This window comes from Klebsiella oxytoca NBRC 105695 (assembly GCF_001598695.1).
GTDB lineage: Bacteria > Pseudomonadota > Gammaproteobacteria > Enterobacterales > Enterobacteriaceae > Klebsiella > Klebsiella oxytoca.
On the sequence record NZ_BCZK01000001.1, the window covers coordinates 666076 to 691154 of the forward strand.

At 59.6% G+C, this 25079-nt stretch carries 24 protein-coding genes; 15 read left to right on the plus strand and 9 right to left on the minus strand.

The window, feature by feature from the left end:
- Positions 1-42 precede the first annotated feature (42 nt).
- Positions 43-1026: a L,D-transpeptidase LdtE gene (gene ldtE / locus KO1_RS02985; protein ID WP_017145696.1), complete on the plus strand. Its 984-nt coding sequence runs from the start codon at positions 43-45 to the stop codon at positions 1024-1026.
- A gap of 64 nt (positions 1027-1090) precedes the next feature.
- Here ldtE and lpp read toward each other — a convergent pair whose 3' ends face one another.
- The 3 genes from lpp to ynhH all read right to left on the minus strand — a co-directional run bounded on the left by lpp (position 1091) and on the right by ynhH (position 3486).
- Positions 1091-1327 carry a murein lipoprotein Lpp gene (lpp, locus tag KO1_RS02990; protein ID WP_003029373.1) on the minus strand — a complete coding sequence of 79 codons (237 nt, stop codon included), beginning with the start codon at positions 1325-1327 and terminating at the stop codon, positions 1091-1093.
- Between the two features lie 312 nt (positions 1328-1639).
- The gene (gene pykF / locus KO1_RS02995) at positions 1640-3052 is read right to left on the minus strand and encodes a pyruvate kinase PykF (protein ID WP_004102909.1); all 1413 of its coding nucleotides are present in this window, start codon (positions 3050-3052) and stop codon (positions 1640-1642) included.
- A complete protein-coding gene (gene ynhH / locus KO1_RS28960) occupies positions 3049-3486 on the minus strand; it encodes a protein YnhH (RefSeq protein ID WP_418274608.1) in 438 nt (145 codons plus the stop codon). Before ynhH ends, pykF begins: the two co-directional genes overlap by 4 nt.
- A gap of 75 nt (positions 3487-3561) precedes the next feature.
- On the opposite strand from ynhH, the gene fumD reads away from it, so the two are divergent.
- Positions 3562-3774: a fumarate hydratase FumD gene (gene fumD, locus KO1_RS03000; protein WP_004102907.1), complete on the plus strand. Its 213-nt coding sequence runs from the start codon at positions 3562-3564 to the stop codon at positions 3772-3774.
- Positions 3775-3799: 25 nt separating this feature from the next.
- Here the strand turns inward: fumD and KO1_RS03005 are convergent, their stop codons facing one another.
- Positions 3800-4438: a TetR/AcrR family transcriptional regulator gene (locus KO1_RS03005; RefSeq protein ID WP_004102904.1), complete on the minus strand. Its 639-nt coding sequence runs from the start codon at positions 4436-4438 to the stop codon at positions 3800-3802.
- Positions 4439-4564: 126 nt separating this feature from the next.
- Here KO1_RS03005 and KO1_RS03010 point away from each other — a divergent pair, with 126 nt between their 5' ends.
- From KO1_RS03010 to KO1_RS03025, 4 genes are all read left to right on the plus strand, one after another.
- Positions 4565-6421, plus strand: coding sequence for a bifunctional sugar phosphate isomerase/epimerase/4-hydroxyphenylpyruvate dioxygenase family protein (locus KO1_RS03010; RefSeq protein ID WP_064406834.1), 1857 nt, complete (start codon positions 4565-4567; stop codon positions 6419-6421).
- Between the two features lie 76 nt (positions 6422-6497).
- The gene (locus KO1_RS03015) at positions 6498-7817 is read left to right on the plus strand and encodes an MFS transporter (protein ID WP_047719762.1); all 1320 of its coding nucleotides are present in this window, start codon (positions 6498-6500) and stop codon (positions 7815-7817) included.
- 31 nt (positions 7818-7848) lie between these two features.
- Entirely contained in the window at positions 7849-8685 is an 837-nt protein-coding gene (locus KO1_RS03020; RefSeq protein ID WP_077265619.1) for a shikimate dehydrogenase family protein, read from the plus strand.
- Between the two features lie 59 nt (positions 8686-8744).
- Positions 8745-9485 (plus strand): substrate-binding domain-containing protein, encoded by a 741-nt coding sequence (locus KO1_RS03025; RefSeq protein WP_023329813.1) that lies wholly within the window; start codon positions 8745-8747, stop codon positions 9483-9485.
- Here the strand turns inward: KO1_RS03025 and KO1_RS03030 are convergent.
- The 4 genes from KO1_RS03030 to KO1_RS03045 all read right to left on the minus strand — a co-directional run bounded on the left by KO1_RS03030 (position 9469) and on the right by KO1_RS03045 (position 13177).
- The gene (locus KO1_RS03030; protein WP_004102894.1) at positions 9469-10218 is read right to left on the minus strand and encodes an ABC transporter ATP-binding protein; all 750 of its coding nucleotides are present in this window, start codon (positions 10216-10218) and stop codon (positions 9469-9471) included. The two genes, KO1_RS03025 and KO1_RS03030, sit on opposite strands and share 17 nt — an antisense overlap.
- Positions 10218-11222 (minus strand): FecCD family ABC transporter permease, encoded by a 1005-nt coding sequence (locus tag KO1_RS03035; protein ID WP_023321168.1) that lies wholly within the window; start codon positions 11220-11222, stop codon positions 10218-10220. Before KO1_RS03035 ends, KO1_RS03030 begins: the two co-directional genes overlap by 1 nt.
- Positions 11215-12273, minus strand: a complete 1059-nt coding sequence (locus KO1_RS03040) for an ABC transporter substrate-binding protein (RefSeq protein WP_029496804.1) — start codon at positions 12271-12273, stop codon at positions 11215-11217. The genes KO1_RS03035 and KO1_RS03040 overlap by 8 nt, the downstream gene beginning before the upstream one ends.
- Positions 12274-12370: 97 nt before the next feature.
- On the minus strand, positions 12371-13177 hold the full coding sequence (locus tag KO1_RS03045) for a DNA-binding transcriptional regulator (RefSeq protein ID WP_016807781.1): 807 nt from the start codon (positions 13175-13177) through the stop codon (positions 12371-12373).
- Between the two features lie 190 nt (positions 13178-13367).
- Here KO1_RS03045 and KO1_RS03050 point away from each other — a divergent pair, with 190 nt between their 5' ends.
- From KO1_RS03050 to KO1_RS03090, 9 genes are all read left to right on the plus strand, one after another.
- Positions 13368-15032 carry a bifunctional 3-(3-hydroxy-phenyl)propionate/3-hydroxycinnamic acid hydroxylase gene (locus KO1_RS03050; RefSeq protein ID WP_023321165.1) on the plus strand — a complete coding sequence of 555 codons (1665 nt, stop codon included), beginning with the start codon at positions 13368-13370 and terminating at the stop codon, positions 15030-15032.
- A gap of 1 nt (position 15033) precedes the next feature.
- Complete coding sequence (mhpB, locus tag KO1_RS03055; protein WP_004102884.1) at positions 15034-15978, plus strand: 2,3-dihydroxyphenylpropionate/2,3-dihydroxicinnamic acid 1,2-dioxygenase; 945 nt, start codon at positions 15034-15036, stop codon at positions 15976-15978.
- A gap of 17 nt (positions 15979-15995) precedes the next feature.
- On the plus strand, positions 15996-16862 hold the full coding sequence (mhpC, locus tag KO1_RS03060; protein ID WP_023329810.1) for a 2-hydroxy-6-oxonona-2,4-dienedioate hydrolase: 867 nt from the start codon (positions 15996-15998) through the stop codon (positions 16860-16862).
- A gap of 9 nt (positions 16863-16871) precedes the next feature.
- On the plus strand, positions 16872-17678 hold the full coding sequence (mhpD, locus tag KO1_RS03065; RefSeq protein ID WP_024274311.1) for a 2-keto-4-pentenoate hydratase: 807 nt from the start codon (positions 16872-16874) through the stop codon (positions 17676-17678).
- A complete protein-coding gene (gene mhpF / locus KO1_RS03070; protein ID WP_047719763.1) occupies positions 17671-18621 on the plus strand; it encodes an acetaldehyde dehydrogenase in 951 nt (316 codons plus the stop codon). The genes mhpD and mhpF overlap by 8 nt, the downstream gene beginning before the upstream one ends.
- Positions 18618-19634 (plus strand): 4-hydroxy-2-oxovalerate aldolase, encoded by a 1017-nt coding sequence (gene mhpE, locus KO1_RS03075; RefSeq protein WP_004102867.1) that lies wholly within the window; start codon positions 18618-18620, stop codon positions 19632-19634. The genes mhpF and mhpE overlap by 4 nt, the downstream gene beginning before the upstream one ends.
- A 74-nt stretch (positions 19635-19708) precedes the next feature.
- Positions 19709-20905, plus strand: coding sequence for a 3-(3-hydroxy-phenyl)propionate transporter MhpT (mhpT, locus tag KO1_RS03080; protein ID WP_004102866.1), 1197 nt, complete (start codon positions 19709-19711; stop codon positions 20903-20905).
- 184 nt (positions 20906-21089) lie between these two features.
- Positions 21090-21827, plus strand: coding sequence for a purine nucleoside phosphorylase YfiH/LACC1 family protein (locus KO1_RS03085; RefSeq protein ID WP_023329807.1), 738 nt, complete (start codon positions 21090-21092; stop codon positions 21825-21827).
- Positions 21828-21907: 80 nt separating this feature from the next.
- Entirely contained in the window at positions 21908-23311 is a 1404-nt protein-coding gene (locus KO1_RS03090; protein ID WP_024274309.1) for a CBM96 family carbohydrate-binding protein, read from the plus strand.
- A gap of 187 nt (positions 23312-23498) precedes the next feature.
- Here the strand turns inward: KO1_RS03090 and KO1_RS03095 are convergent, their stop codons facing one another.
- Positions 23499-25079: a rhodanese homology domain-containing protein gene (locus tag KO1_RS03095; RefSeq protein ID WP_023329806.1), complete on the minus strand. Its 1581-nt coding sequence runs from the start codon at positions 25077-25079 to the stop codon at positions 23499-23501.

Sequence of the window (25079 nt, forward strand, 5' to 3'; positions counted from 1 at the left end):
TAACAGGCCTGGCGTTTTATCAGCGAAAGAAGGAATCTCAGTATGAAACGCGCTTCTCTCATCACCATAGCCGTTCTGAGCGCCCTCAGCGCGTCACATGCAGCCTGGGCCGTCGATTACCCTCTTCCCCCTGCCAACAGTCGTTTGATTGGTGAGAACCAGTCCTGGACGGTACAGGAGGATGATCGCAACCTGCAGGCGATTGCCCGTCGTTTCGATACCGCAGCGATGCTGATCCTCGAAGCGAACGATACGATTGCCCCGGTGCAGCCTAAACCGGGTACCCAGGTGCTGATTCCCTCCCGGATGCTGCTGCCGGACGTGCCGCGGGAAGGGATCGTCGTCAACCTGGCCGAGCTGCGCCTGTACTACTTCCCGCCGGGAATGAACCAGGTGCAGGTTTATCCCCTCGGGATTGGTCAGCAGGGGCTGGAGACCCCGGAGATGACCACGCGAATAGGGCAGAAAATTCCGAACCCGACCTGGACGCCGACGGCAGGCATTCGCGCTCGCTCGCTGGAAAAAGGAATTAAGCTGCCGCCGGTCGTGCCCGCAGGACCGAATAACCCGCTGGGGCGTTATGCGCTGCGCCTGGCATACGGCAACGGGGAATATCTTATTCATGGCACCAGTGCGCCAGATAGCGTCGGACTACGCGTCAGCTCCGGCTGTATGCGCATGAATGCGGCGGATATTCAGGCGTTATTCAATCAGGTGAAAAGCGGGACGCCGGTGCGGATTATCAATCAGCCGGTCAAGTTCGCCGTGGAGCCGGACGGTAAGCGCTATGTTGAAGTTCATCGACCGTTGACGCCGGATGAGACCAGCAACCCGCAGACGATGGCCTATACGCTTCCTGCGGAGTTCCATCAATTCTCCGGCGATAAAGCGGTGGATGAGGCCATGCTTAAACGCGCGCTGACCCGGCGAGCAGGATATCCGGTGGTGGTATCCGCGGGCAGCAGCTCGACGTCGGGCCTGTCCGTACAGAGTGCGCCGGTAGACGAAGCAAAAAGGGTGCAGTAGGCGGGGGAACGAGAGGCAAAAAAAATGGCGCACAATGTGCGCCATTTTTATTACACAGATACTATTACTTACGGTATTTAGTAGCTGCGTTGTCCAGACGCTGGTTAGCGCGAGCTGCGTCATCTTTAGCAGCCTGAACGTCGGAACGCATTGCGTTCACGTCGTTGCTCAGCTGGTCAACTTTAGCGTTCAGAGTCTGAACGTCAGAAGACAGCTGATCGATTTTAGCATTGCTGGAGCAACCAGCCAGCAGAGTAGAACCCAGGATTACCGCGCCCAGTACCAGTTTAGTACGATTCATTATTAATACCCTCTAGATTGAGTTAATCTCCATGTAGCGTTACAAGTATTACACAAACTTTTTTGTGATGAGAATATTTTTTTACTTTAATACGCTTATTTTTGATCGTTCGCTCAAAGAAGCATCGAAATCATCAGGTAACCTTAAAAAGGCGAGAGAAAACAGCGCGCTTCCATCGGATTCATCTTAGATAATCTCGCGTTAAATAGTAAATTCCGATTTGCATTTTTATTAATAGCAGCTAGTGCTGGAATAAAAAAAAGCGCCTCAATGAGGCGCCTTTAAAGGAAATACTAATTAACCTGTAAATTATTACAGCACGTGCACGGAAGCGGTATTGGTGGTTCCGCTCGGGACTAATGCGCCGGAAACCATAACAACCACGTCGCCTTTGCGCGCCAGGCCGCTCTGCAGCGCCAGCTCTTTACCGAGGTGATAGAAAGCGTCGGTAGAGGCGATCTCTTCAACCAGCTGCGCTACCACGCCTTTGCTCAGCACCAGCTGACGCGCGGTGGTTTCGTTGGTGGTCAGCGCCAGGATGGTTGCATCCGGGAAGTATTTACGTACGGCGCGCGCGGATTTACCGCCCTGGGTCGCGACGACGATCAGCGGCGCTTCCAGTTTTTCAGCCGTTTCAACCGCACCGCGGCAGACCGCTTCGGTGATGCGCAGCTTACGGTTATCGTTGTTGTACTCAAGACGGCTGGTCATCACGCGGTCGGTACGTTCGCAGATGGTCGCCATGATGGTGACCGCTTCCAGCGGATATTTACCTTTTGCGGATTCGCCTGAGAGCATGACAGCATCGGTGCCGTCGAGGATGGCGTTAGCCACGTCGCCCGCTTCCGCACGGGTCGGACGCGGGTTTTTGATCATGGAATCCAGCATTTGGGTCGCGGTAATAACGACTTTACGCGCGCGGATACATTTTTCGATCATCATTTTCTGCGCGAAGATAACTTCTTCAACCGGGATTTCAACGCCCAGGTCGCCACGCGCAACCATGATGCCGTCAGAAGCTTCGAGGATTTCATCGAAGTTGTTCAGGCCTTCCTGGTTTTCAATTTTAGAGATGATCTGGATCTTCTCGCCGCCGTGAGCTTTCAGGTGCTCGCGGATTTCCACGACGTCAGAACGCTTACGGATAAAGGAGGCCGCAACAAAGTCCACGCCCTGCTCGCAACCGAAGATCAGATCTTGTTTGTCTTTCTCAGCCAGCGCCGGCAGAGCGATAGATACGCCCGGCAGGTTAACGCCTTTGTTCTCGCCGAGGTCGCCGTTGTTCAGCACTTTACAAACAACTTTGTTACCTTCGATCGCGGTGACTTCCATACCGATCAGACCATCGTCGACCAGTACGGTGTTGCCGACGCTCAGGTCGCTGGTGAAGCCTTCATAGGTCACCGCAACGATTTCGTTATTACCTACTACCGATTTGTCGGTGGTGAAGGTGAAAGTCTGGCCCGCTTTCAGGGAGACGTCGTTACCGCCTTCCAGCTTAATGGTACGGATTTCCGGACCTTTGGTATCCAGAAGGATTGCCGCTTTCTTGCCCGTTTTGCTCATCACATTGCGCAGGTTCTGGATGCGCTGGCCGTGTTCCGCATAGTCACCGTGAGAGAAGTTCAGACGCATAACGTTCATACCGGCGTCCAGCATTTTGGTCAACATCTCTTCGGATTCGGTTTTCGGACCGATGGTGCAAACAATTTTGGTCTTTTTCATGACAGTTTAATCTTTAAGTTGTGAAGGATAGGGATGGGGAATCTGACTCCGCGGGCGTACTGCCGCAGAGTTAAACCTGTATTACGAAAGTTGCTATGCCACGCTCTAAGGATAGGTGACAACAAAAGAGCGTGCAGAAGAATGTGTGCTGGCGGTTCAGCCCATGAAAAGAGGCAACGTGTTATGCGTTTAGTCATGCAATCCAATGCGCTGAAACCATTCAATAAGAATTTGCCGGGCATTATACGTTGCCCAATCCAAAAAAGAAAATGAAAACCATGTTTCATTTCTATAGTTATATACTTAACAAAATGCAAACTAAACCTACGCTTATGCGCAACACATTTTTTCATCAGCTGACAAGATAAAGCGGGCGGAAATGCGGATTTATTCACAACTTTGCCAGCAAAAATACGTCGCTGAGGCGAAATCATCGCGCTGGTTTGATTTAAGCGGGAAATATATCAATAATGATTTGATTGATAATGAAAATTTGAGAGCCAAATAGCATGGGAAACACAGCCAAAGATGAGGCGCTGTATCAGGAAATGTGCCGCGTTGTCGGTAAAGTCGTGCTTGAGATGCGCGACCTGGGTCAGGAGCCAAAGCATATCGTTATCGCCGGCGTGCTGCGTACCGCCCTGGCAAACCCGAAGGTCAAGCGCTCAGCGCTGACGCAGGAAGCGATGGAGAAGGTGGTCCATGCGCTTTCCGGCAGCTAGCCGGACCTGCGCGTTTCCCTGAGCTTCATGAAATCACAAAGCGTATCACCGCTTTGACGGCAATATCGCAGTGGTGGGCGACCATCGCTTCATCATCAATGGCCGGCATCGGGTCGTCCAGATAGAGGCTGCTAAAGGTATAAAAGTTCGACACCTGATAGAAGCTAAAGCTGCTGATCAATCGATGCACATCGCGCGCCTCCAGACCCGCCTGAAACACGCCTTGCTGCTGGCCGCGCTGCAGAATATCTTCCAGAATCGACAGAGCGGTACGGTTTAGCGGTTTCAGCTGTCCGGAGCTTTTCAGCCACTTGCCGCGCTGCATGTTTTCCATACAGATAACCCGCATATAGTCGGCGTGCGTGGCGTGATAGCGCACGCTCCACTTTACCAGCTGCACCAGCGCCTCAACCGGCGGCACGTTTTCCAGCCCAAGCTGCTGCTCGGTTTCGCGGATCCTCGCGTAGACGTGCTGGAGCACGGCCTGATAAAGCTGCTCTTTGGTCTTGAAGTAGTAGACCACCATGCGTTTAGTGGTCTGCGCTTCGGTGGCGATTTGCTCCATTCGCGCGCCCGACAAACCGTGCTCGGCGAAAACGGTAATAGCGGCGGCGAAGATCCGCTCCTTAAGCGATTGTGCTTCATCATGAGCAACGGCAGACATAACGGCTCCTTTTCTTGAGATGCAAAAAATACACATATTGATCACAATTTTGCAACCAGCCATGGCGCAATTGAACCAAATGATTCATATTCAGGTCATTAAGTCAGCTCATGACCCGAGGACACTATGTTGCGCTCCATCGCCACCGTCTCGATTTCCGGTACCTTACCCGAAAAGCTCCATGCCATCGCAGCGGCGGGCTATCAGGGCGTCGAAATTTTTGAAAACGATCTGCTCTATTATACCGGTACGCCGGCCGATATCCGCCACCTGGCGGCTGATTTAGGGCTAAAAATCACGCTTTTTCAACCGTTTCGTGATTTTGAAGGCGCCAGCCGCGCCCAGTTCACCGCTAATATGGAACGCGCCAGACGCAAATTTGCGCTCATGCATGAGCTGGGCTGCGATACCATGCTGCTGTGCAGTAACGTTCAGCCGGACTGTTCCGCCGACGTCGAACTGCAGGTGGCCGATTTACGCGCTCTGGCTGAGCTGGCGGAGCAGGAAGGCATCACCATCGGCTACGAGGCGCTGGCCTGGGGCACCCACGTTAACCGCTGGCATCAGGCATGGGCGCGGGTCAAACGCGTCGATAGCCCGGCGCTGGGTATTGCGCTCGACAGTTTCCACGTGCTGGCGCGCGGTGACACGCTGGCGCAGCTGGCGGACGTGCCGCTGGAGAAAATCACCTTTGTACAGATGGCTGACGCGCCACTGATGAAAATGGATATCCTCGAATGGAGCCGCCACTTCCGCTGCTTCCCCGGTCAGGGACAGCTGCCGCTGGTGGATTTTGCCTGCGAGATTATCCGCTGCGGCTATCGTGGCCCCTGGTCGCTGGAGATTTTTAACGACAGCTTCCGGGCTTCTCCCAACGGTGCGACGGCGAAAGATGGCTATCGCTCGCTGCTGTGGCTGGAAGAGCAGGTCCGCCACCGGCTGCCGGAAAGCCGCGCGCCGCTGTTTGCACCGGCTGAACTACCGGTCTATGCCGGGCTCGAGTTTATCGAGTTTGCCGCCACGCCATCGCAGGCGGGAGTACTCGGAGACAGGCTGGCGCAGCTCGGCTTTGCCGAAGAGGGGACGCATCGCTCAAAACGCGTCTCCCTCTGGCGCAACGGTGGGGCGCGGGTGGTGGTTAACGCCCAACCGCATAGCTGGGCCGACCATTTTCATCAGCGTCACGGAGTTTCTCTCTGCGCTATGGCGCTACGCGTCAGCCAGAGTGCGGCAATCGTCGAGCGCGCCCGCGCCTTGGGCTATGCCACCTGGCAGGGCGATGCCGGGCCCAACGAAAGCCCAATCCCGGCGGTTTGCGCCCCGGACGGTAGCCTGATTTATCTGATTGAAGTGGGCGACGACATCTACACGCGCGATTTCCATCTGCGCACGGACGTCACGCCGCGCGACGATTATTGTGGTATCGATCACCTGGCACTTGGCATGGAGTCGGATAGCCGCGATAACTGGATCATTTTTTTCCGCACCGTATTCGGCTTTATCCTTGAGCATGAACAAACGCTACCCGATCCGTACGGGCTGGTGCGCAGCCTGGCGGTACGCAGTCCGCAGGGCGACATCCGCTTTGCGCTGAATATTTCGCAAAGCCGCGCCACGCAAATTGCCCGTTCAGTGGCCTGTTATCAGGGGGCAGGTTTACAGCACGCGGCTTTTGCCTGCCGCGATTTATCCTCCACGCTTGCAAGTGTGCCCGAGGTTGCCGTCAATGCGCTGCCGATTCCGGCGAACTACTATGAAGATTTGCTGGCCCGTTATGGGAAAGATGTTCCTGTTAACCTGTTGAAGAATCATCAAATTCTTTACGATCGCGATGGCAGCGGCGGCGAATTTTTCCACCTCTACACCCGACCGATTGCGGTGGGACGCTTTTTCTTTGAACTGACCGAGCGCCGCAACGGTTACGCACTTTATGGTGCTGTAAATGCAGCTGTACGCTTGTCAGCAATGCAGTACACCGAGTAATGTAGCAGATGGTTCACCACCCAACGTTGCAAACACAATAACAATATCCGGCTGTACCCTATGACAGGAAACGACTATGAACTCTTATAGCCACAATCACCCGACGGCGGCGGCCGCGTCCGGCGTGAGGCCCTCCCGGCGGCGTATCGGTATTCTTGCGCTGCTGGCCGTCGGCACCATGATCAACTATCTCGACCGTACGGTGCTGGGTATCGCCGCGCCGCAGCTGACCGCTGAGCTGGGTATTGATGCCGCAATGATGGGCATCGTGTTCTCCGCCTTTGCCTGGACCTACGCGCTGGCGCAGATCCCCGGCGGCATCTTCCTTGACCGCTTCGGCAACAAAGTGACCTATTTTCTGGCGCTGACCCTGTGGTCGCTATTCACCATGTTCCACGGCCTGGCGGTTGGCCTGAAAAGTCTGCTGTTGTGCCGCTTTGGCCTCGGCGTCAGCGAAGCGCCCTGTTTCCCGGTGAACAGTCGGGTGGTGAGCGCCTGGTTCCCGCAGCAGGAGCGGGCGAAGGCGACGGCGGTCTATACCGTCGGCGAATATCTCGGGCTGGCCTGCTTTTCGCCGCTGCTGTTCTGGATAATGGGCAGCTTCGGCTGGCGCGCGCTGTTTATTAGCGTCGGCGCGGTCGGCGTGATGTTCGCGCTGGTGTGGTGGCGCTGCTATCGCGAGCCGCATGAAGATAAACACCTCAATCAGCAGGAGCGCGAGCTCATCGTCAACGGCGGCGGAATGTCCACCGGCGCAGAGCAGCATACCGCCTTTAGCTGGCCGCTGATTCGCCAGCTGCTGGCGAAAAGACAGATTCTCGGCGCCAGCATCGGGCAGTTTGCCGGTAATACGGTGCTGGTCTTCTTCCTGACCTGGTTTCCAACTTATCTGGCCACCGAACGCCATATGCCGTGGATTAAGGTCGGCTTCTTTGCCATCATGCCGTTCCTGGCGGCGGCGGGCGGCGTGATGTTCGGCGGCTGGGTCTCGGATAAGCTGCTGAAGGCCACCGGTTCGGCGAATCTCGGGCGTAAACTGCCGATCATTGCCGGTCTGCTGATGGCGAGCACGATTATCTCCGCCAACTGGCTGACCAGCGATCTGGCGGTGATTCTGGTGATGTCATTCGCCTTTTTTGGTCAGGGGATGGTCGGGCTGGGCTGGACGTTAATTTCCGATATCGCGCCGAAAGGCCTTGGCGGTCTGACCGGCGGCCTGTTTAACTTCTGCGCTAACCTCGCCGGGATCCTGACGCCGCTGATCATCGGTTTCATCGTCGCGGCTTCCGGCAACTTCTTCTACGCGCTTGTTTATATCGGTGGCGCTGCGCTGCTGGGCGTAGCGGCGTATGTGTTTATTTTGGGTGACGTCAAGCGTATCGAACTTTCGCAGTAACGTGATGCAGTCGTTGTTAAAGGAGCAGGGAATGGTGATTAGTGGAAATACGCGGCTGATAGCGCATCTTGGCTATCCGACCACGAAGTTTAAAGCGCCGATGATTTATAACCCGTGGTTTGCCGATCGACAGGTTGACGCCAAAGTAGTGCCAATGGGCGTGAAGCCTGAGGATTACGCCGCCTTTGTCCCGATGCTATTTAAAATGACCAATATTATTGGCGCGCTGGTCACCATGCCGCACAAAATCGCCACCTGCGGGCTGGTCCAGCATCTTAGCCCGACGGCGGCAATTGCGGGCGCCTGTAACGCGATTCGCCCCGAAGCCGACGGCACGCTCAGCGGTGATATGTTTGACGGAGAAGGCTTTGTTCTCGGTATCCGGCGCAAAGGGTTCGCGACGCAAGGGGCGCGGGCGCTGGTGGTGGGCAGCGGCGGCGTCGGCTCGGCCATTGCCGCATCGTTGGCGGCAGCGGGCGTCAGCGCCCTGACGCTGTACGACGTCCGCCCGCAGACGGCGGAAGCGCTGGCCGGACGTCTGCTCGAGCACTATCCTCGGCTGGATATCACTCTGATGCAGCGCGACCCGCAGGGGCACGATCTGGTGGTCAACGCTACGCCGCTGGGGATGAAAGAGGGCGATCCGCTGCCGCTGGACCCGCAGCGCCTGGCGCCGGGCACTTTTGTTGGCGAAGTGGTTATGGCCCAGGAATTTACTCCGCTACTGCAGGCCGCGCGGGCGGCGGGCTGCCCCATTCAGCGCGGCACCGACATGCTGTTTGAAATGATCCCGGCCTATCTGCGCTTCTTTAACCTGCCGGTGGCAACGCCGGAACAGCTGCGCGAACTGGCGGAAATTGGCTACTGAAATGATCTGAACCTGCGTTATTATAGCGCTGTATTTATGACTATATAGCGATGGTTCTTATGACTTCCTCCCTAAAGCTGCTGGCAGCGGGAAGCCTGAAAAGCGCTTTCATTCCGCTGCTGGCGCGCTTTCAGCAACAGACCGGCATCCCGGTCGACGTCCATTTCGGTCCGGCTGGTCTGCTGCGCGAGCGCATTGAGGCCGGAGAGCCGTGCTCCGTGTTCGCCTCGGCCAATAGCCATCATCCGCAGGCGCTGCGTCAGGCGGGGCTGGCCGGAGAGTGCTATTGGTTCGCCCGGAATCAGCTGATGCTGACCGTCCGGCGCGACGCGAAAACCGAGGCGCGGGAGTGGCTGACGCTGCTCAGCGACCCGGGCTTGCGTCTGGCAACCTCAACGCCGGGCTGCGACCCTTCAGGCGACTACACCTGGCAGCTTTTCTCCCACATTGAAGAGCGCTGTCCCGGCGTCGGTGCCGCCATCATGGCGCGTGCTCGTCCGCTGGTAGGCGGTCGAGACTCGCTGCCGGTGCCTGCGGGAGAAACCGCCGGGGCGTGGCTCATTCGGCAAAATTTAACCGATCTGTTTATCGGCTATGCGCATTACGCCGCGCAGATGGCGGCGTGCGGCGATCTGCGCACGCTGGTTATTCCGCCGGCGTGGAATGTTCGCTGCGATTATCAACTGACGCAGATTGAACAGAGCGCCGGGGCGCAGCGTCTGTGCCGCTTTATCCTCGGCGGAGAGGGCCAGCGTTTTCTGAAAAACGCCGGCTTTTTAGCCATCAACGGCGAATCGTAAACTGCGGGGCCAGCAGCGGCAGCGCCGAGCCCGGGTGACAGATTTTGCGTACCGCCAAACCATACGCGCGCTGAAGATTCTCTTCCGTCAGTACGGCGGTGGATTCTCCCGCCAGCCATTCACCGTCGGGGAGCAGTAGCAAAGTCTGGTTCGCTACCTGCAGGGCGTGGGTGGGATCGTGCGTGGTAAACAGCACCGTCCGCTTCTGGCGATATGCCAGGTCGCTAATCAGCTGCAGCACCAGCTGCTGATTGGCCAGATCCAGCGCCGAGCAGGGTTCATCCAGCAGGATATTCTGGCTGGCTCCCACCAGCGCCCTGGCGATGAGCACCAGCTGCTGCTGGCCGCCGGACAGCGCACGGAACACCTTGTCGGCGAGCGTCGCGATCCCCAGCTGCGCCAGCGCCTCCTGGACCTGGCGCTCGTCGTCCGCCGATGGCTGAGCGAACAGGTTAACGTGGCGCGCCCGCCCCATCAGCACCACGTCACGTACCAGCCAGCTAAAGGCTGGACGAAAATGCTGCGGCACGATGGCGATACCGCCGGTGCCGGTAAACTGGCCGCCGAGCGGCGCCAGGACGCCGGTCAGGGTATCGAGCAGGGAGCTTTTGCCGCGGCCGTTGGCGCCAAGTACCGCCCAGATATCACCGGAGCGGCACTGCAGGTTCAGCGGGGCGAATAGCGGTCGGCTATAACCGTAGAGCAGGTTGCTTAAATTCAGGGAAAGGGTCATCAGCGCGCGCCCGTGCGTCGCGACTGCACCAGCAGCCAGGTGAACAGCGGCGCGCCAAGCAGCGCGGTGATAATACCAATGGGAATTTCGGCCTGGGTTAGCGTGCGGGCAAGGTCATCGACGACGATCATAAAACCGCCGCCGAGCCAGAAGGCGATAGGGAGAAGACGCCGGTGATCGGCGCCGGTCAGCAGCCGCGCCAGATGCGGGATCACCAGCCCGACCCATGCGATGCTGCCGCTGACCGCCACCTGAGCGGCGACCAGCACCGCGCAGCATACCAGCACCCCGCGACGCAGCGCGGTCACCGAAACGCCCAGCCCGCGGGCATCTTTTTCCTCCAGCGCCAGCAGGTTAATCCGCCAGCGGAGCCTGAACAGCACCATCGCGGCGCAGGCTACCGGTAGCGCCATCAGCAGGACTTTATGCCAACTGGCGGTGGCAAAGCTGCCGAGCAGCCAGAAGACGATATTCGGCAGCGTTTCTTCGGTATCGGCCAGATACTGCATCAGGCTCACCAGGGCGGCAAAAAAGCCGCTGAGGATAATTCCTGAGAGGATCAGTACCAGGGTACTTTCGCGCCCCTGCAGCGCGGCGATTAGATAGACCAGCATCAGCGCGGCAAGGCCGAAGAGAAAGGTCGAGGTCATCATCAGCGCGGCATTGAGTCCCAGCAGAATCGCCAGCGTCCCGCCGAAAGCGGAGCCGGAGGTGACGCCGATGATATGCGGGTCGACCAGCGGGTTCTGGAACACCCCTTGTAAGGTGGCCCCGCACAGCCCCAGCGCGCCGCCGGCCAGCAGCGCCATCACGATCCTCGGCAGTCTGACCGACCACACCACCTGACCGGCGACGCCGTCGAGGGGGGAAAGATGCGCCAGCTGGCGAAAAACCTCCGCCAGGCTTAACGGATACTGCCCGAGGCAGATAGAGGCGAGTGCAATCATGAGCGTTACCAGCGCGAGGGTACAGTGCAGCAGAGCCGGATGACGATGACTAAGCATCCGGCGACCACTTCACGCGGTAGAAACGCTGATAGTACTCCTGCGCCTTCGCATCGACATCAATGGTGTTATAGCGTGATGGATAGAGCTTTTTCGCCATCCACAGCTCGCCAATCGCCAGCGCCTCCGGCATCGGATAGCCCCAGGCCTTGGCGTACTCCGGCATCAGCCACACGCGATGGTTTTTGACCGCGTCAATGCTCTGCCACTGCGGGTCGTTTTGTATCTGTTTGACCACCTCCGGGTAGCGGTCCTGAACGAAAATTACCTGCGGATCCCACTGTAGTACCTGCTCCAGCGAGACCTGGCGCGCCCCCTTCACGCTGGCGGCGGCTACGTTCAGCGCTCCGGCGTGCTTCATCATCAGGCCGGTATATTTGCCCGAACCGTAGGTGTTGAGATCCGGATTGGCCATATACACCCGCACCCGCTCATTTTCCGGGATGTCGGCAACCGGCGCATTGGCCAGACTGCGCGCGCTGAAGGTGTAATCAATCAGCTGTTCGGCCTGATCCTGGCGACCGACCACTTCGCCAATCAGGCGGATCCCCTGTTTCAGCCCCTCATTGTAGGCCTGCTCTTCATTGGCCATTGTCGGGTTCATTTTGTTTTTCTCCCCTGCGGCATCCTGGCGCAGAGAGATCGCCACCACCGGGATCCCGGCGCTCTGGATCTGCTGGATCATCGCCTGCGGCGCATAGTTGGCAACGAAGACTACCTGCGGATGTAGCGCCAGCAGGCTCTCGATATTGACCTGGGTGAGATCGCCTGGCATCGGCAGTTTTTCAATGTTCGGCATAAAGCGCGCAAACTGCGGGCCAAGCTGTTTTTTCCAGCTGCTCAAGACGCCGACGACGTCGTCAGCAGCATTAAGTTGCACCAGCAGGTTTAAGGTCTGGTGCTGGAGCACCACGGCGCGGGTGACGCGGTCGGGGAGGGTGACTTCACGGCCCAGCTGGTCGGTGAGGGTGCGCTCGGCAAAGGCCTGACCGGTGAACAGGCTGGCGCCTGACAGCGTCAGGAGAAGTAAAACGTGCGGGTATCTGAACATAACAGGCTCGGCAGCAAATGAATAATCGTTATATATTAGAATATACAACGTGGCCGGGCGCAATGGCTGACGGGCTATTTACCCCTTATGGACAGGGCTACTGGTAGAAAACCTCTTCATCGGACATCCGTTCCTCTATCTGCCTTGCGACCTTTTGCAGCGAGGCGAGATGCTTTTGCGCCGCCTGGTCGATGGTCATAGCTTTGGCCATATAGACCAGGTTCAGGCAGCCGATAACCCGCTGCCGGCGGCGAACGGGAACGGCAATGGAGGCGATTTTCTCCTCCTGCTGCCAGCCGCGAAAGTTTTCACCGTAGCCGTTTTGCCGGGTGCGTTCGAGAATGGCGGCCAGTTTTTCCGGCTCGCGCGCCAGCTGATACTCCGCTTCCGGGCGGGCAGCCAGCATATCGATGATCGGGCGTCGTTCGTGTTCCGGCGCGAAAGCCAGCCAGGTTAACCCGGAGGCGGTCAGCAGCAGCGGCAGGCGGCGGCCGACCATTGCCCGGTGGAAGGAGAGGCGGCTGAAGCGGTGGGTGGTTTCGCGCACCACCATCGCATCGACGTCCAGGGTGGTGATATCGGTCGGCCATAAAACCTCGCGCAGCAGCTCGCCAAGCAGCGGCGTGGCGAGGGCAGAAATCCAATGTTCGTCACGAAATCCCTCACTTAACTGACGCACTTTAATCGTCAGGCGAAAGCTGTCATCGGAGCGGCTGCGGCGCACGTAACCCTCATCCTGCAGCGTTTCCAGCAGCCGCCTGACGGTCGTACGATGCAGACCGCTAAACTCGGCCAGGGTGCTGACCGTCGCGCCTCCGTCGAATTTATTTAACAAATTTAATAACAATAATCCGCGGCTCAATCCGCGTACCGTTTTGTATTCCGCCGACGAATTCTCGTTCATGCATCCTCAATAAAAATCAGTTTAAACAAGCTTGTGCACCAGGTGCACATCAGGTGATGTTTTGATTGTAGCGTAAATCGCCAACCCTATACTGACCTCACAATAAAAATAAATTCACATTTAGTTAACAAATTGCCTCGCTGACATTAGTGCAGTGGCGGCAATTTGTCCGAAGCGTGAGGTTTTGAAAATGACAACATCCAATCCTGATATCCAGCCCGCCGTACAGCACAGCGCGCAGGTCGCGATTGCCGGCGCCGGCCCGGTTGGCCTGACGATCGCCAACTACCTCGGGCAGATGGGCGTCAGCGTGGTGCTGATCGAGAAGCTCGAGTCGCTGATCGATTATCCCCGCGCCATCGGTATCGACGATGAGGCGCTGCGGGCGATGCAGGCCGTGGGGCTGGTAGATAATGTGCTGCCGCATACCACGCCGTGGCACGCGATGCGCTTTCTCACCCCCAAAGGGCGCTGCTTTGCCGATATTCAGCCGATGACCGACGAGTTTGGCTGGTCGCGCCGTAACGCGTTTATTCAACCGCAGGTCGATGCCGTGCTGTACGACGGACTCAGCCGCTTTCCCCACGTGCGCTGCCTGTTTTCCCGCGAAGTTGAAGCCTTTAGCCAGAATAGTGACGGTGTCACGTTAAATGTTAAAGGCAGCGGCGGCGAGCGGGAAACCGTTCGCGCCGACTGGCTGGTGGCCTGCGACGGCGGAGCCAGCTTTATTCGCCGCACGCTGAATATTCCTTTTGAAGGGAAAACCGCGCCGAATCAATGGATTGTTATCGATATTGCCAACGATCCGCTGGCGACGCCGCATGTCTATCTGTGCTGCGACCCGGTGCGCCCGTACGTCTCCGCCGCGCTGCCGCACGGCGTCAGGCGTTTCGAATTTATGGTCATGCCCGGCGAAACCGAAGCCCAGCTCAGCGAGCCGCACAAGATGCGCCAGCTATTGAGCAAAGTGCTGCCGGACCCGGATAACGTCGAACTGATTCGCCAGCGCGTCTATACCCATAACGCACGCATCGCCGAACGCTTTCGCGTCGATCGCGTGCTGCTGGCGGGCGACGCGGCGCACATCATGCCGGTCTGGCAGGGACAGGGTTACAACAGCGGTATGCGCGATGCTTTTAACCTGGCCTGGAAACTGGCGCTGGTGGTGAACGGCAAAGCCGGAGAGGCGCTGCTGGACAGCTACCAGCAGGAGCGGCGCGATCACGCCAAAGCGATGATCGACCTGTCGGTCACCGCCGGCAACGTCCTGGCGCCGCCGAAACGCTGGCACGGCGCGGTGCGCGACGGAATTTCGTGGCTGCTGAATTATCTGCCGCCGGTCAAACGCTACTTCCTTGAAATGCGTTTCAAGCCGATGCCGCAGTACCGCGACGGCGCGCTGCTGGCGGAAGGCGAAGGCAAAACGTCTCCGGTTGGCAAAATGTTTATCCAGCCGAAGGTCACGCTGGAAACGGGGCAGGTGACGCTGCTCGATGAGGTGATTGGCGCCAGGTTCGCCATTATCGCCTGGGGCTGCAATCCCCGGTGGGGGCTCACCGACGAGCAGATTGCGCGCTGGCGCGCGGTCGGGGTGCAGTTCATTCAGGTCGTGCCGGAAGTACAGATTCATTGCGATCAGGACAACGTGCCCGGCGTTATCCGCGTGGGCGATACGCAAAACCGCCTGAAAAACTGGTTCGCGCAGCACGATACCGCCATCGCCGTGGTGCGTCCGGATCGCTTCGTCGCGACCGTGGCTATCCCGCAAACCCTCGGCAAAAAGCTCAACGCGCTGGCGAGCAAGATGCAGCTGGCCTCCGCGCAAGCGCCAACCGTGATTGAACAGGTGGCCTGATATGAACGCTTATCTTCATTGCCTCTCGCATACGCCGCTGGTGGGTTACGTTGACCCGGAACAGGCGGTGCTGGACGAAGTTAACGGCACCATTGCCGACGCGCGGGCGCGTATTGCCGCTTTCGATCCGGAGCTGGTGGTGCTGTTTGCCCCCGATCACTACAACGGCTTTTTCTACGATGTGATGCCGCCGTTCTGTTTAGGCATCGGCGCAACTTCTATCGGCGATTTCAGCAGCGCCAGCGGCGTTCTGCCGGTGCCGACGGCGCTGGCGGAGGCCTGCGCCCACGCGGTGATGAAGGAGGGCATCGATCTGGCGGTCTCCTACTGCATGCAGGTGGATCACGGCTTCGCGCAACCGCTGGAGTTCCTGCTCGGCGGGCTGGATACGCTGCCGGTTCTGCCGGTGTTTATCAACGGCGTCGCGTCGCCGCTGCCGGGCTTTCAGCGTACCCGCATGCTGGGCGAAGCCATCGGCCGCTTTCTGACCACCCTCAATAAACGGGTATTAATCCTCGGCTCCGGCGGCCTGTCGCATCAGCCGCCGGTACCGGAGCTGGCGAAGGCCGATGCCCATATGCGCGACCGGCTGCTGGGCAGCGGCAGGCAGCTGCCGCCGGACGAACGGGAACTGCGCCAGCAGCGCGTGATTAGCGCGGCGAAGCAGTTTATCGAGGATCAGCACTCGCTCTATCCGCTCAATCCGGTCTGGGATACCCGCTTCATGAGCCTGCTGGAGCAGGGGCGGCTGGCGGAGCTGGACGCCGTCAGTAACGAAGAGCTGTCGGCAATGGCCGGGAAATCAACGCACGAAATTAAAACCTGGGTGGCCGCCTTTGCCGCGCTATCCGCATTTGGCCGCTGGCGCTGCGAAGGTCGCTATTACCGACCAATCCCCGAGTGGATTGCCGGGTTTGGCTCGCTGAGCGCCACAGTGCAGAACTGAATTAACGGGAGAATATGATGAGCTACCAACCGCAAACCGAAGCCGCCACCAGCCGCTTTCTCAACGTGGAAGAGGGCGGAGAAACATTACGCATCCATTTTAATGACTGCGGCCAGGGTGACGAAACCGTGGTGATGCTGCACGGCTCCGGCCCCGGAGCTACCGGCTGGGCCAACTTTAGCCGCAATATCGACCCGCTGGTGGAGGCGGGCTATCGGGTCATTCTGCTGGACTGCCCCGGCTGGGGGAAAAGCGATGCTATCGTCAGTCGCGGCTCCCGCTCCGACCTGAACGCCCGGGTGCTGAAAAGCGTCATTGATCAGCTGGATATCAGCAACGTGCATTTGCTGGGCAACTCGATGGGCGGACACAGCGCGGTGGCCTTTACCCTCAGCTGGCCGGAGCGCGTCGGCAAACTGGTGCTGATGGGCGGCGGAACCGGCGGCATGAGCCTGTTTACGCCGATGCCGACGGAAGGCATCAAGCTGCTGAACGGCCTGTATCGCGAACCGACCATCGAAAATCTGAAAAAGATGATGAACATCTTTGTTTTCGATACCCGCGATCTGACTGACGCCCTGTTCGACGCGCGTCTCAACAATATGCTATCGCGCCGGGAGCATCTGGATAATTTCGTCAAAAGTCTCGAAGCCAACCCGAAGCAGTTCCCGGACTTTAGCCCGCGTCTCGGCGAAATCCGCGCGCAGACACTGATCGTCTGGGGGCGTAACGATCGCTTCGTGCCGATGGACGCCGGGCTGCGCCTGCTGGCGGGCATTAACGGTTCTGAACTGCATATCTATCGCGACTGCGGCCACTGGGCGCAGTGGGAGCACGCGGAGAGTTTTAACCAACTGGTGCTCGATTTTCTGGCACGTGCCTGAGGAAGCCGAATGACAACTTTATCTCTTGAACACCTGGCGCAACGGTTGCGTGAGGCGGAAAGTCGCGGCCAGGCGATTGAACCGCTGCGATCTCTCCTCGGCGTCGACAACGCCGAAGCGGCCTATGCTATCCAGCGGATGAACGTGCAGCACCACGTGGCGAACGGCCGCCGGGTGGTGGGACGCAAGGTGGGATTGACCCATCCTAAAGTGCAGCAGCAGCTGGGCGTTGACCAGCCGGACTTCGGCACCCTGTTTGCCGACATGTGCTACGGCGATAACGCCAATGTGCCGTTCTCCCGGGTGCTGCAGCCGAAGGTGGAAGCCGAAATCGCCCTGGTGCTGAAACAGGATCTGCCGCATGCCGATACCACTTTTGATGAACTGTACGCCGCCATCGACTGGGTGCTGCCGGCGCTGGAAGTGGTCGGCAGCCGTATCCGCGACTGGTCGATTGGCTTTGTCGATACGGTCGCCGATAACGCCTCCTGCGGCGTTTACGTTTTGGGCAGTCCGGCGCGGCGCCCGGATGGGCTGGATCTGAAACATTGCGTGATGCGCATGACCCGTAACGAGGAAGAGGTCTCCAGCGGGCGCGGCAGCGAATGCCTTGGCCATCCGCTGAACGCGGCGGTGTGGCTGGCGCGCAAAATGGCCAGCCTCGGCGAGCCGCTGCGGGCGGGCGATATCGTGCTCACCGGAGCGTTAGGCCCGATGGTGGCGATTACCGCCGGCGATCGTTTTATCGCCCATATCGACGGTTTAGGTTCAGTGGCGGCGACCTTTGTCGCCGAAGAGGAACAGCGTGATGAGTAAACGTAAAGTCGCCATTATCGGCTCCGGCAATATCGGCACCGATTTAATGATCAAAATTCTGCGCCACGGGCAGCACCTGGAGATGGCGGTGATGGTCGGCATCGACCCTGAGTCCGACGGCCTGGCCCGCGCCCGGCGTATGGGCGTCGCCACCACCCACGAGGGCGTTGGCGGGCTGATGCAGATGGCGGAATTCGCCGATATCGATGTGGTTTTTGACGCCACCAGCGCCGGGGCGCACGTGAAAAACGACGCCGCGTTGCGGGAAGCCAAACCGGGGATCCGCGTGATCGACCTGACCCCAGCGGCCATCGGCCCGTACTGCGTGCCGGTGGTCAATCTCGAGGCCAATCTTGCCGAGGGTAACGTCAATATGGTGACCTGCGGCGGCCAGGCCACTATCCCGATGGTGGCGGCGGTATCCAGAGTGGCAAAAGTGCACTATGCAGAGATCGTCGCCTCGATTGCCAGCAAATCTGCCGGTCCGGGGACGCGCGCTAACATTGATGAATTTACCGAAACCACCTCGCAGGCCATTGAGAAAGTGGGCGGCGCGGCGAAAGGCAAAGCGATTATCGTGCTGAATCCGGCGGAGCCGCCGCTGATGATGCGCGATACCGTTTATGTCCTGAGCGAAGCGGCATCGCAGCAGGCGGTTGCCGAGTCGATCGCCGAGATGGCGGCGGCGGTGCAGGCCTATGTGCCGGGATATCGCCTGAAGCAGCAGGTGCAGTTTGAGGTGATCCCGGAAGATAAACCGGTGAATCTGCCGGGCGTCGGCCGCTTCTCCGGCCTGAAAACGGCGGTTTACCTCGAGGTCGAAGGGGCGGCGCACTATCTGCCCGCTTACGCGGGTAACCTCGATATTATGACGTCGGCGGCGCTGGCGACGGCGGAAAAAATGGCCCAGGCGATGAATGACGCAGCGGGAGAGGCAGCATGAACGGCAAAAAACTCTATATCTCCGACGTGACTCTGCGCGACGGGATGCACGCGATTCGCCATCAATACTCACTCGACAATGTACGCCAGATTGCCCGGGCGCTGGATAGCGCGGGAGTGGATTCAATCGAAGTCGCCCACGGCGACGGCCTGCAGGGTTCCAGCTTTAACTACGGCTTCGGCGCGCACAGCGACCTGCAGTGGATTGAAGCGGCGGCGGAGTCGGTCAGCCAGGCGAAGATCGCGACTTTACTGCTTCCCGGCATCGGTACCCTGCATGACCTGAAAAATGCGTATCAGGCAGGCGCGCGGGTGGTGCGCGTGGCCACCCACTGCACCGAGGCGGATGTTTCCGCGCAGCATATCGCCTTCGCCCGCGAGCTGGGCATGGACACCGTCGGCTTCCTGATGATGAGCCATATGACCACTCCGGAGCAGCTGGCGCAGCAGGCGCTGAAAATGGAATCCTACGGCGCGACCTGTATCTACGTTGTCGATTCCGGCGGGGCGATGAATATGCGCGATATTCGCGATCGTTTCCGCGCCCTGAAATCGGTGCTGAAGCCGGAAACCGCCACCGGGATGCACGCACACCATAACCTGAGCCTCGGCGTCGCCAACTCCATCGCCGCGGTGGAAGAGGGCTGCGACCGCATCGACGCCAGCCTGGCGGGGATGGGCGCCGGTGCGGGCAACGCGCCGCTGGAGGTGTTTATCGCCGCCGCCGATAAGCTCGGCTGGAATCATGGCACCGATCTGTATGCCCTGATGAACGCCGCCGATGAGCTGGTGCGCCCGCTGCAGGATCGCCCGGTGCGGGTTGACCGCGAAACGCTGGCGCTGGGCTATGCCGGGGTTTACTCCAGCTTTCTGCGCCACAGCGAAGTGGCCGCCGAGCGCTACGGCCTGAGCGCGGTGGATATCCTCGTCGAACTGGGCAAACGGCGGATGGTGGGCGGTCAGGAGGATATGATCGTCGACGTCGCGCTGGACCTGCTCAATCGTCATCAATAAAAGCAACGCGCGGCTGGCAACGTATCAGCCGCCATTTACCTGCTCCGCTTGTCCGGATATCGCAAAGGTACCCTATGACCCAAACAACGACTGCAAGCAATTCGCGCCTGATGTTAACCGTCGGGCTCTGTTTTATGGTGGCCCTGATGGAAGGGCTGGATCTCCAGGCGGCGGGCATCGCCGCCGTCGGCATGGCGCAGGCGTTCGCGCTGGATAAAATGCAGATGGGCTGGATTTTCAGCGCCGGGATCCTCGGCCTGCTGCCCGGCGCGCTGGTGGGCGGCATGCTGGCGGATCGCTACGGCCGCAAGCGAATTCTGCTCGGCTCGGTGCTGCTCTTCGGCCTGTTCTCAATCGCCACCGCGCTGGCATGGAATTATCCGACGCTGCTGCTGGCGCGCCTGTTAACCGGCGTCGGGCTTGGCGCGGCGCTGCCGAATCTGATTGCTTTAACCTCCGAGGCCGCGGGTCCTCGTTTTCGCGGCAGGGCGGTCAGCCTGATGTACTGCGGCGTGCCCATCGGCGCGGCGCTGGCGGCGGCGTTGGGCTTTTTCGGCCTTGCCGCGGCCTGGCAAACGGTGTTCTGGGTCGGCGGTATCGTTCCGCTGCTGCTGGTGCCATTATTGATGCGCTGGCTGCCGGAATCGCAGGCGTTTCGGCGCAGCGCACAGGGCGTGCCGCTACGCACGCTCCTTGCGCCGGGCAACGCCGCCGCTTCTCTGCTCCTGTGGTTGTGCTATTTCTTTACGCTGCTGGTGGTCTATATGTTGATCAACTGGTTGCCGATGCTGTTAGTTGGCCAGGGATTCAGCCCCAGCGAGGCGGCGGGGGTGATGTTTGTCCTGCAGTTCGGCGCCGCCTGCGGGACGTTGCTGCTGGGGGCGCTGATGGATAAGCTCAGTCCGCTATGGATGTCGCTGCTAATTTATATCGGCATGCTGGCGTCGCTGCTGGCCCTGGGAACCGCGTCCTCGCTGACCGCAATGCTCTTCTCCGGCTTTGTCGCCGGCCTGTTTGCCACCGGCGGCCAGAGCGTGCTGTATGCGCTGGCTCCGCTGTTCTATCGCACCGAAATCCGCGCCACGGGCGTGGGAACGGCGGTGGCGATTGGCCGTCTCGGCGCGATGAGCGGTCCGCTGCTGGCTGGCAAAATGCTGGCGCTGGGCACCGGCACCGTCGGGGTGATGGCGGCGTCCGCCCCCGGCATTCTGCTGGCGGGCGTGGCGGTGTTCTGGCTGATGAGCCGACAAAAGCGCGCCGCGCTGGCCTGAGCATTTTCGTTTATTCCCGGGGACGGCGCGGTAAACCCGCGCCTTGCCCGGGCTACCGGCCCGCAGCAGTTTGTTGCTTGTAGCCCGGCTAAGCGCAGCGCGAGCCGGGGCGCTGTCCTTCGCCTTGCGCATCTCTCTACTTTGGCATAGGTTAAATCATCATCCATTGATTCTTCCTGGCATCATGTCTTTTACCTCCCGCTTACTGAGCACTATCCCCGGCATCCGGTATGCCTTTCTCGACGTCCATGAAACCGCCGCCTTTCCCTATAGCGAAATGGCGCCAGTTAAACTGGTTCACAGCAACATCGTGCATGAGTATCTGGCGCCGCAGGCGGAGCGACCCCATGCCGATGCGATGTTTACCGCCCTCAGCGGGCAAAAGATAGGGGTAGTGACCGCCGACTGTCTGCCGCTGCTGATGGCGTCGCGCGATGGGCGCTATATTTGTAGCGTCCACGCAGGCTGGCGCGGCGCGGCCAGCGGAATTATTGAAAATAGCCTGGCGTTGTTTCAGCGTTATCACGTCGCCCCGCAAGATCTGGTGGTGGTGAGCGGGCCGCATATTCACGCCTGCTGCTACGAAGTCACCGCCGACTTCTATCAGGCTCTGCTGGCAATGCCCGCAGGCGAGCTGGCAAAGCGCCATCGGGAGCAGCTCTTCCTGCCCCATCAGGCGGCGTCAGTGGGGGAGCAGGCGCAAGCGACCGCTGACGACAATGTCTGGTTCGATCTGCGGGCCTTTGCCCATCTCCTGCTGCGCAGCGCGGGGGTGCCGGAAGAAAACATGGAGTGGCTGGGGAGCTGTACCTACTGCACGCCGCAGCTGCTGGGGTCGTTTCGTCGGCGCACGCATTTCCCGGCGCCGAAGTCATTTCAGTACTCATGGATCATGCGCGAACCTGATAGTGCGGGCCGATGAGACGAAATGATATTTGATGATGTGTAACATCGGCGGGCGTTTGCTATCTCTGCACTCCTTCAAACAAGGAGGATTGCAAAATGAAATTGAACCCGTTCGCTTTAACTCTTGCGCCGCTGCTGGCCGCCGGCGCGTTTTCTGCTCATGCCGGCCCGCAGGCCCACGTGGTCTGCGCTTATCACCATACGTTGGGCGATGACGCCATTATGATGTTCGGCAAACCGAATCAGGCTATGTGGCATGATTTTTTTGGCAACACCCATACTGACGCAGTGTCGACCTATCAGACGCTGCGCGACCAGCCGGAAACCACCTGCGATAACAAAGCCGACAGCTCCGCCTACTGGGCGCCATCGCTGAAGCTGCCTGACGGTCAGGTGGTCGCGCCGGCTTATCAAAAAACCTACTACCAGACCAGCAAAGTCGAACAGCATCCGCTGCATCCGTTCCCGGCCGGTCTCGAACTGCTGGCGGGCGATCATCACGGTTCTGCTCCCAGTTCGCGCATTACCTTTCTCTGCGCCAACGGCAATGGCTATACCAATAAGGCCGATCAGATTTGCGGGCTGCGCAAAGCGGGGGATGCGGTACAGTTTAATATCGGTATCCAGTTCCCCAACTGCTGGGATGGCGTCAACCTGAAACCGACGCACGGCCACAGTAACGCGACATACGACGTCAATGGCGCCTGTCCAGGCGATTACCCGGTGAAAATTCCGACCGTAAACATGAACGTGGCATACGTTCTGCCGCAGATAAAAACGCTGGATACGGCAAAAATTCAGCTTTCAATGGATCCGGTCATGGACGGCGACAAGCGTCAAGAGCGCTGGGGCAGCATCTATACGGCGCACGCGGATTTCATGAACGGCTGGACGGTTGAGGCAGCGCACTATATGACCGAGCGCTGCATGAATAAGGGGATCGACTGCGGTAGCGCGGTGCCTTATGGCTTCTCCACGGTAGAGGAGAACGCGCTGGTGGACAGCACCGAGCCGACGGTGACCCATGCCGCTCCGGAAAATCTGGTGGTCAGCGATAACTGGAAAAACGGCGGGCGCACGCATAACCCGGAAACCATGACGCTGGTGAAATTCCCGATCCCGCCGCTGCCGCAGGGACAGGACGCTTCGCTGTTTAAATATCAGTTGCGGATCTACGGTGGAAAAGTGGAAACCAACGGCGCGGATCAGATTTTTCTCTATCCGGCGAGCAACGACTGGAGCGCAAACAGCGTGACCTGGAATCATCGTCCGTCCTGCAACTACAGCTCTGATGGGGTTCTGTATCTTAATTCAAAGCGTGAATACCGGACGATCGATGTTGATAAAGCGGTGCGCAAGGCGCTGGCTGAGGGCAAATCCGAGATCTCGTGGTATATCGGCGGAGACCGTCAGGGCAACCGCTATCATTTCGATCCCGCGGGGTCGCAGCAGGAGCCGATGCTGATGCTGATGGGCTTTAAAAATACGCCGGAGATCTGATCGCAGCTATACCCCGGGAGCAGAGTGCAGTGCGGCATAATTTCCCGGAGGCGATGCTGCGCATCTGTCCGGGCTACGGGATGGCAGATGGCGGTGAACCTGTAGCCCGGGCAGGCGCTTAGCGCCGCCCCCGGGAGCAGAGTACAGGGGCCCGTAGCCCCGCTAAGCGCAGCGCGAGCGGGGGAAATCACAATACCGTAAACCCGTGCGTACCATCGCGCGCCAGCTGTTCAACCAGGCCGAACTCCCAGTCGAGGTAGGCCTGCATTGCCGCCGGGGAGTTATCGGTACCTTCATATGGGCGCTGATAGCGATCGCTGCGCGGCGTCGCCAGATGCGTCTCGCCATGCTCCAACGCCAGTCCGGCATCAATCCACGCCAGGGTGCCGCCGCTCAGCAGCTGCACCGGTTTACCGGTTAAAGCCGCTACCTCCGGCACTGCGTAGCGGGCCAGCAGGCTGCTGCCGCAGGTGACAACGTAACGTTCTCCTTGCGGTATCACCTCCAGCGCCTGGCGCAGCTGCGAACGAACCAGCCAGTAAGCGCCCGGGATATGCCGGGCGACATAGTTGGCGCTGGTGGTGAAGTCCAGCACCACGGTGCCGGGTACCCGCAGCTGTTCCGCTAACTGCTGTGGCGAAATCTCCTCCGCCTGCGGCCCCGGCGGTACTTTGGCCGCGGGGGTACCGCGCTCGCTAAAGTCTTCAGGGCGCGCATCATTTAACACCGCCACTTCCCACCCCATCTGCGCCAGCCAGGACGCCGTTATCGGCGCGCGTATCGCGTCATCGGCAATCAGCACAATCCGCGCTCCGCGCACGCTGGCGAAATGGTCGGTTTCCTGCACCAGCTGCCCGCCGGGCGCGCTAACGCTCAGCGGCAGATGGCCTGCGGCGTACTCCTCCGGGCTGCGAACGTCAAACAGGTAAGTCGTACGCGCGGGCTGCCGCAGCCAGCGCTGAAGGGTTGCGGTGTCTATAAAGGCGACGCCGGCGCGCTCCGCCAGCTGTCTCACCGCCGTCGCGCGTTCGACTGAGGCGCGAAAATCGGCATCGTAGCGGCGCTGCTGGCCGCGCTCAAGGTCAAGCCCGGCTAAGGTCCAGCCGATGGTGCCGTTGCGCAGCGCGTAGACCGGATTGGGCAAACCGGCGTTGCGCAGCGACTGCGTGCCGATAATACTGCGCGTGCGCCCCGCGCAGTTGACGATCACCGTCGCCTGCGGTGACGGAATCAGGCCCTCGATGCGCAGCGCCAGCTCCCCGCCGGGCACGCTGATGCTGCCGGGAATATTCATGGTGTGATACTCATCGAAACGGCGCGCGTCGACGACCACCACCTCCTGTTGACCCTCGAGCAGCGCCTTCACTTCCCCGGCGCTCAGCGAGGGGGTATGCCGCTCGCTCTCTACCAGCTCGCCGAACGCTTTACTCGGCGAATTCACGTCCTGAAACAGCTCCCCGCCGCTGCGTTGCCACCCCGAGAGGCCGCCTTCCAGCAGCGCGACATCCTGATAACCCCAGCTCTGCAGGCGCTCGACGGCCCGCTCCGCCAGACCTTCGCCGCCGTCATAGACGGTAATCGGCGTCGTCAGGCGCGGCACGCGTCGAAAAACATCCAGCTCCATTTTGCTGAGCGGCAGATTAGCGGCAAACAGCGGATGGCTGCGGGCAAAGTCGGCCTCTTCGCGAACATCGATCAGCGCCAGCTCCGCGCCGTCAAGCAGCGCCTGGCGCAGCTGAGCGGTCGGGCGATAAGAACAGATGGGCAT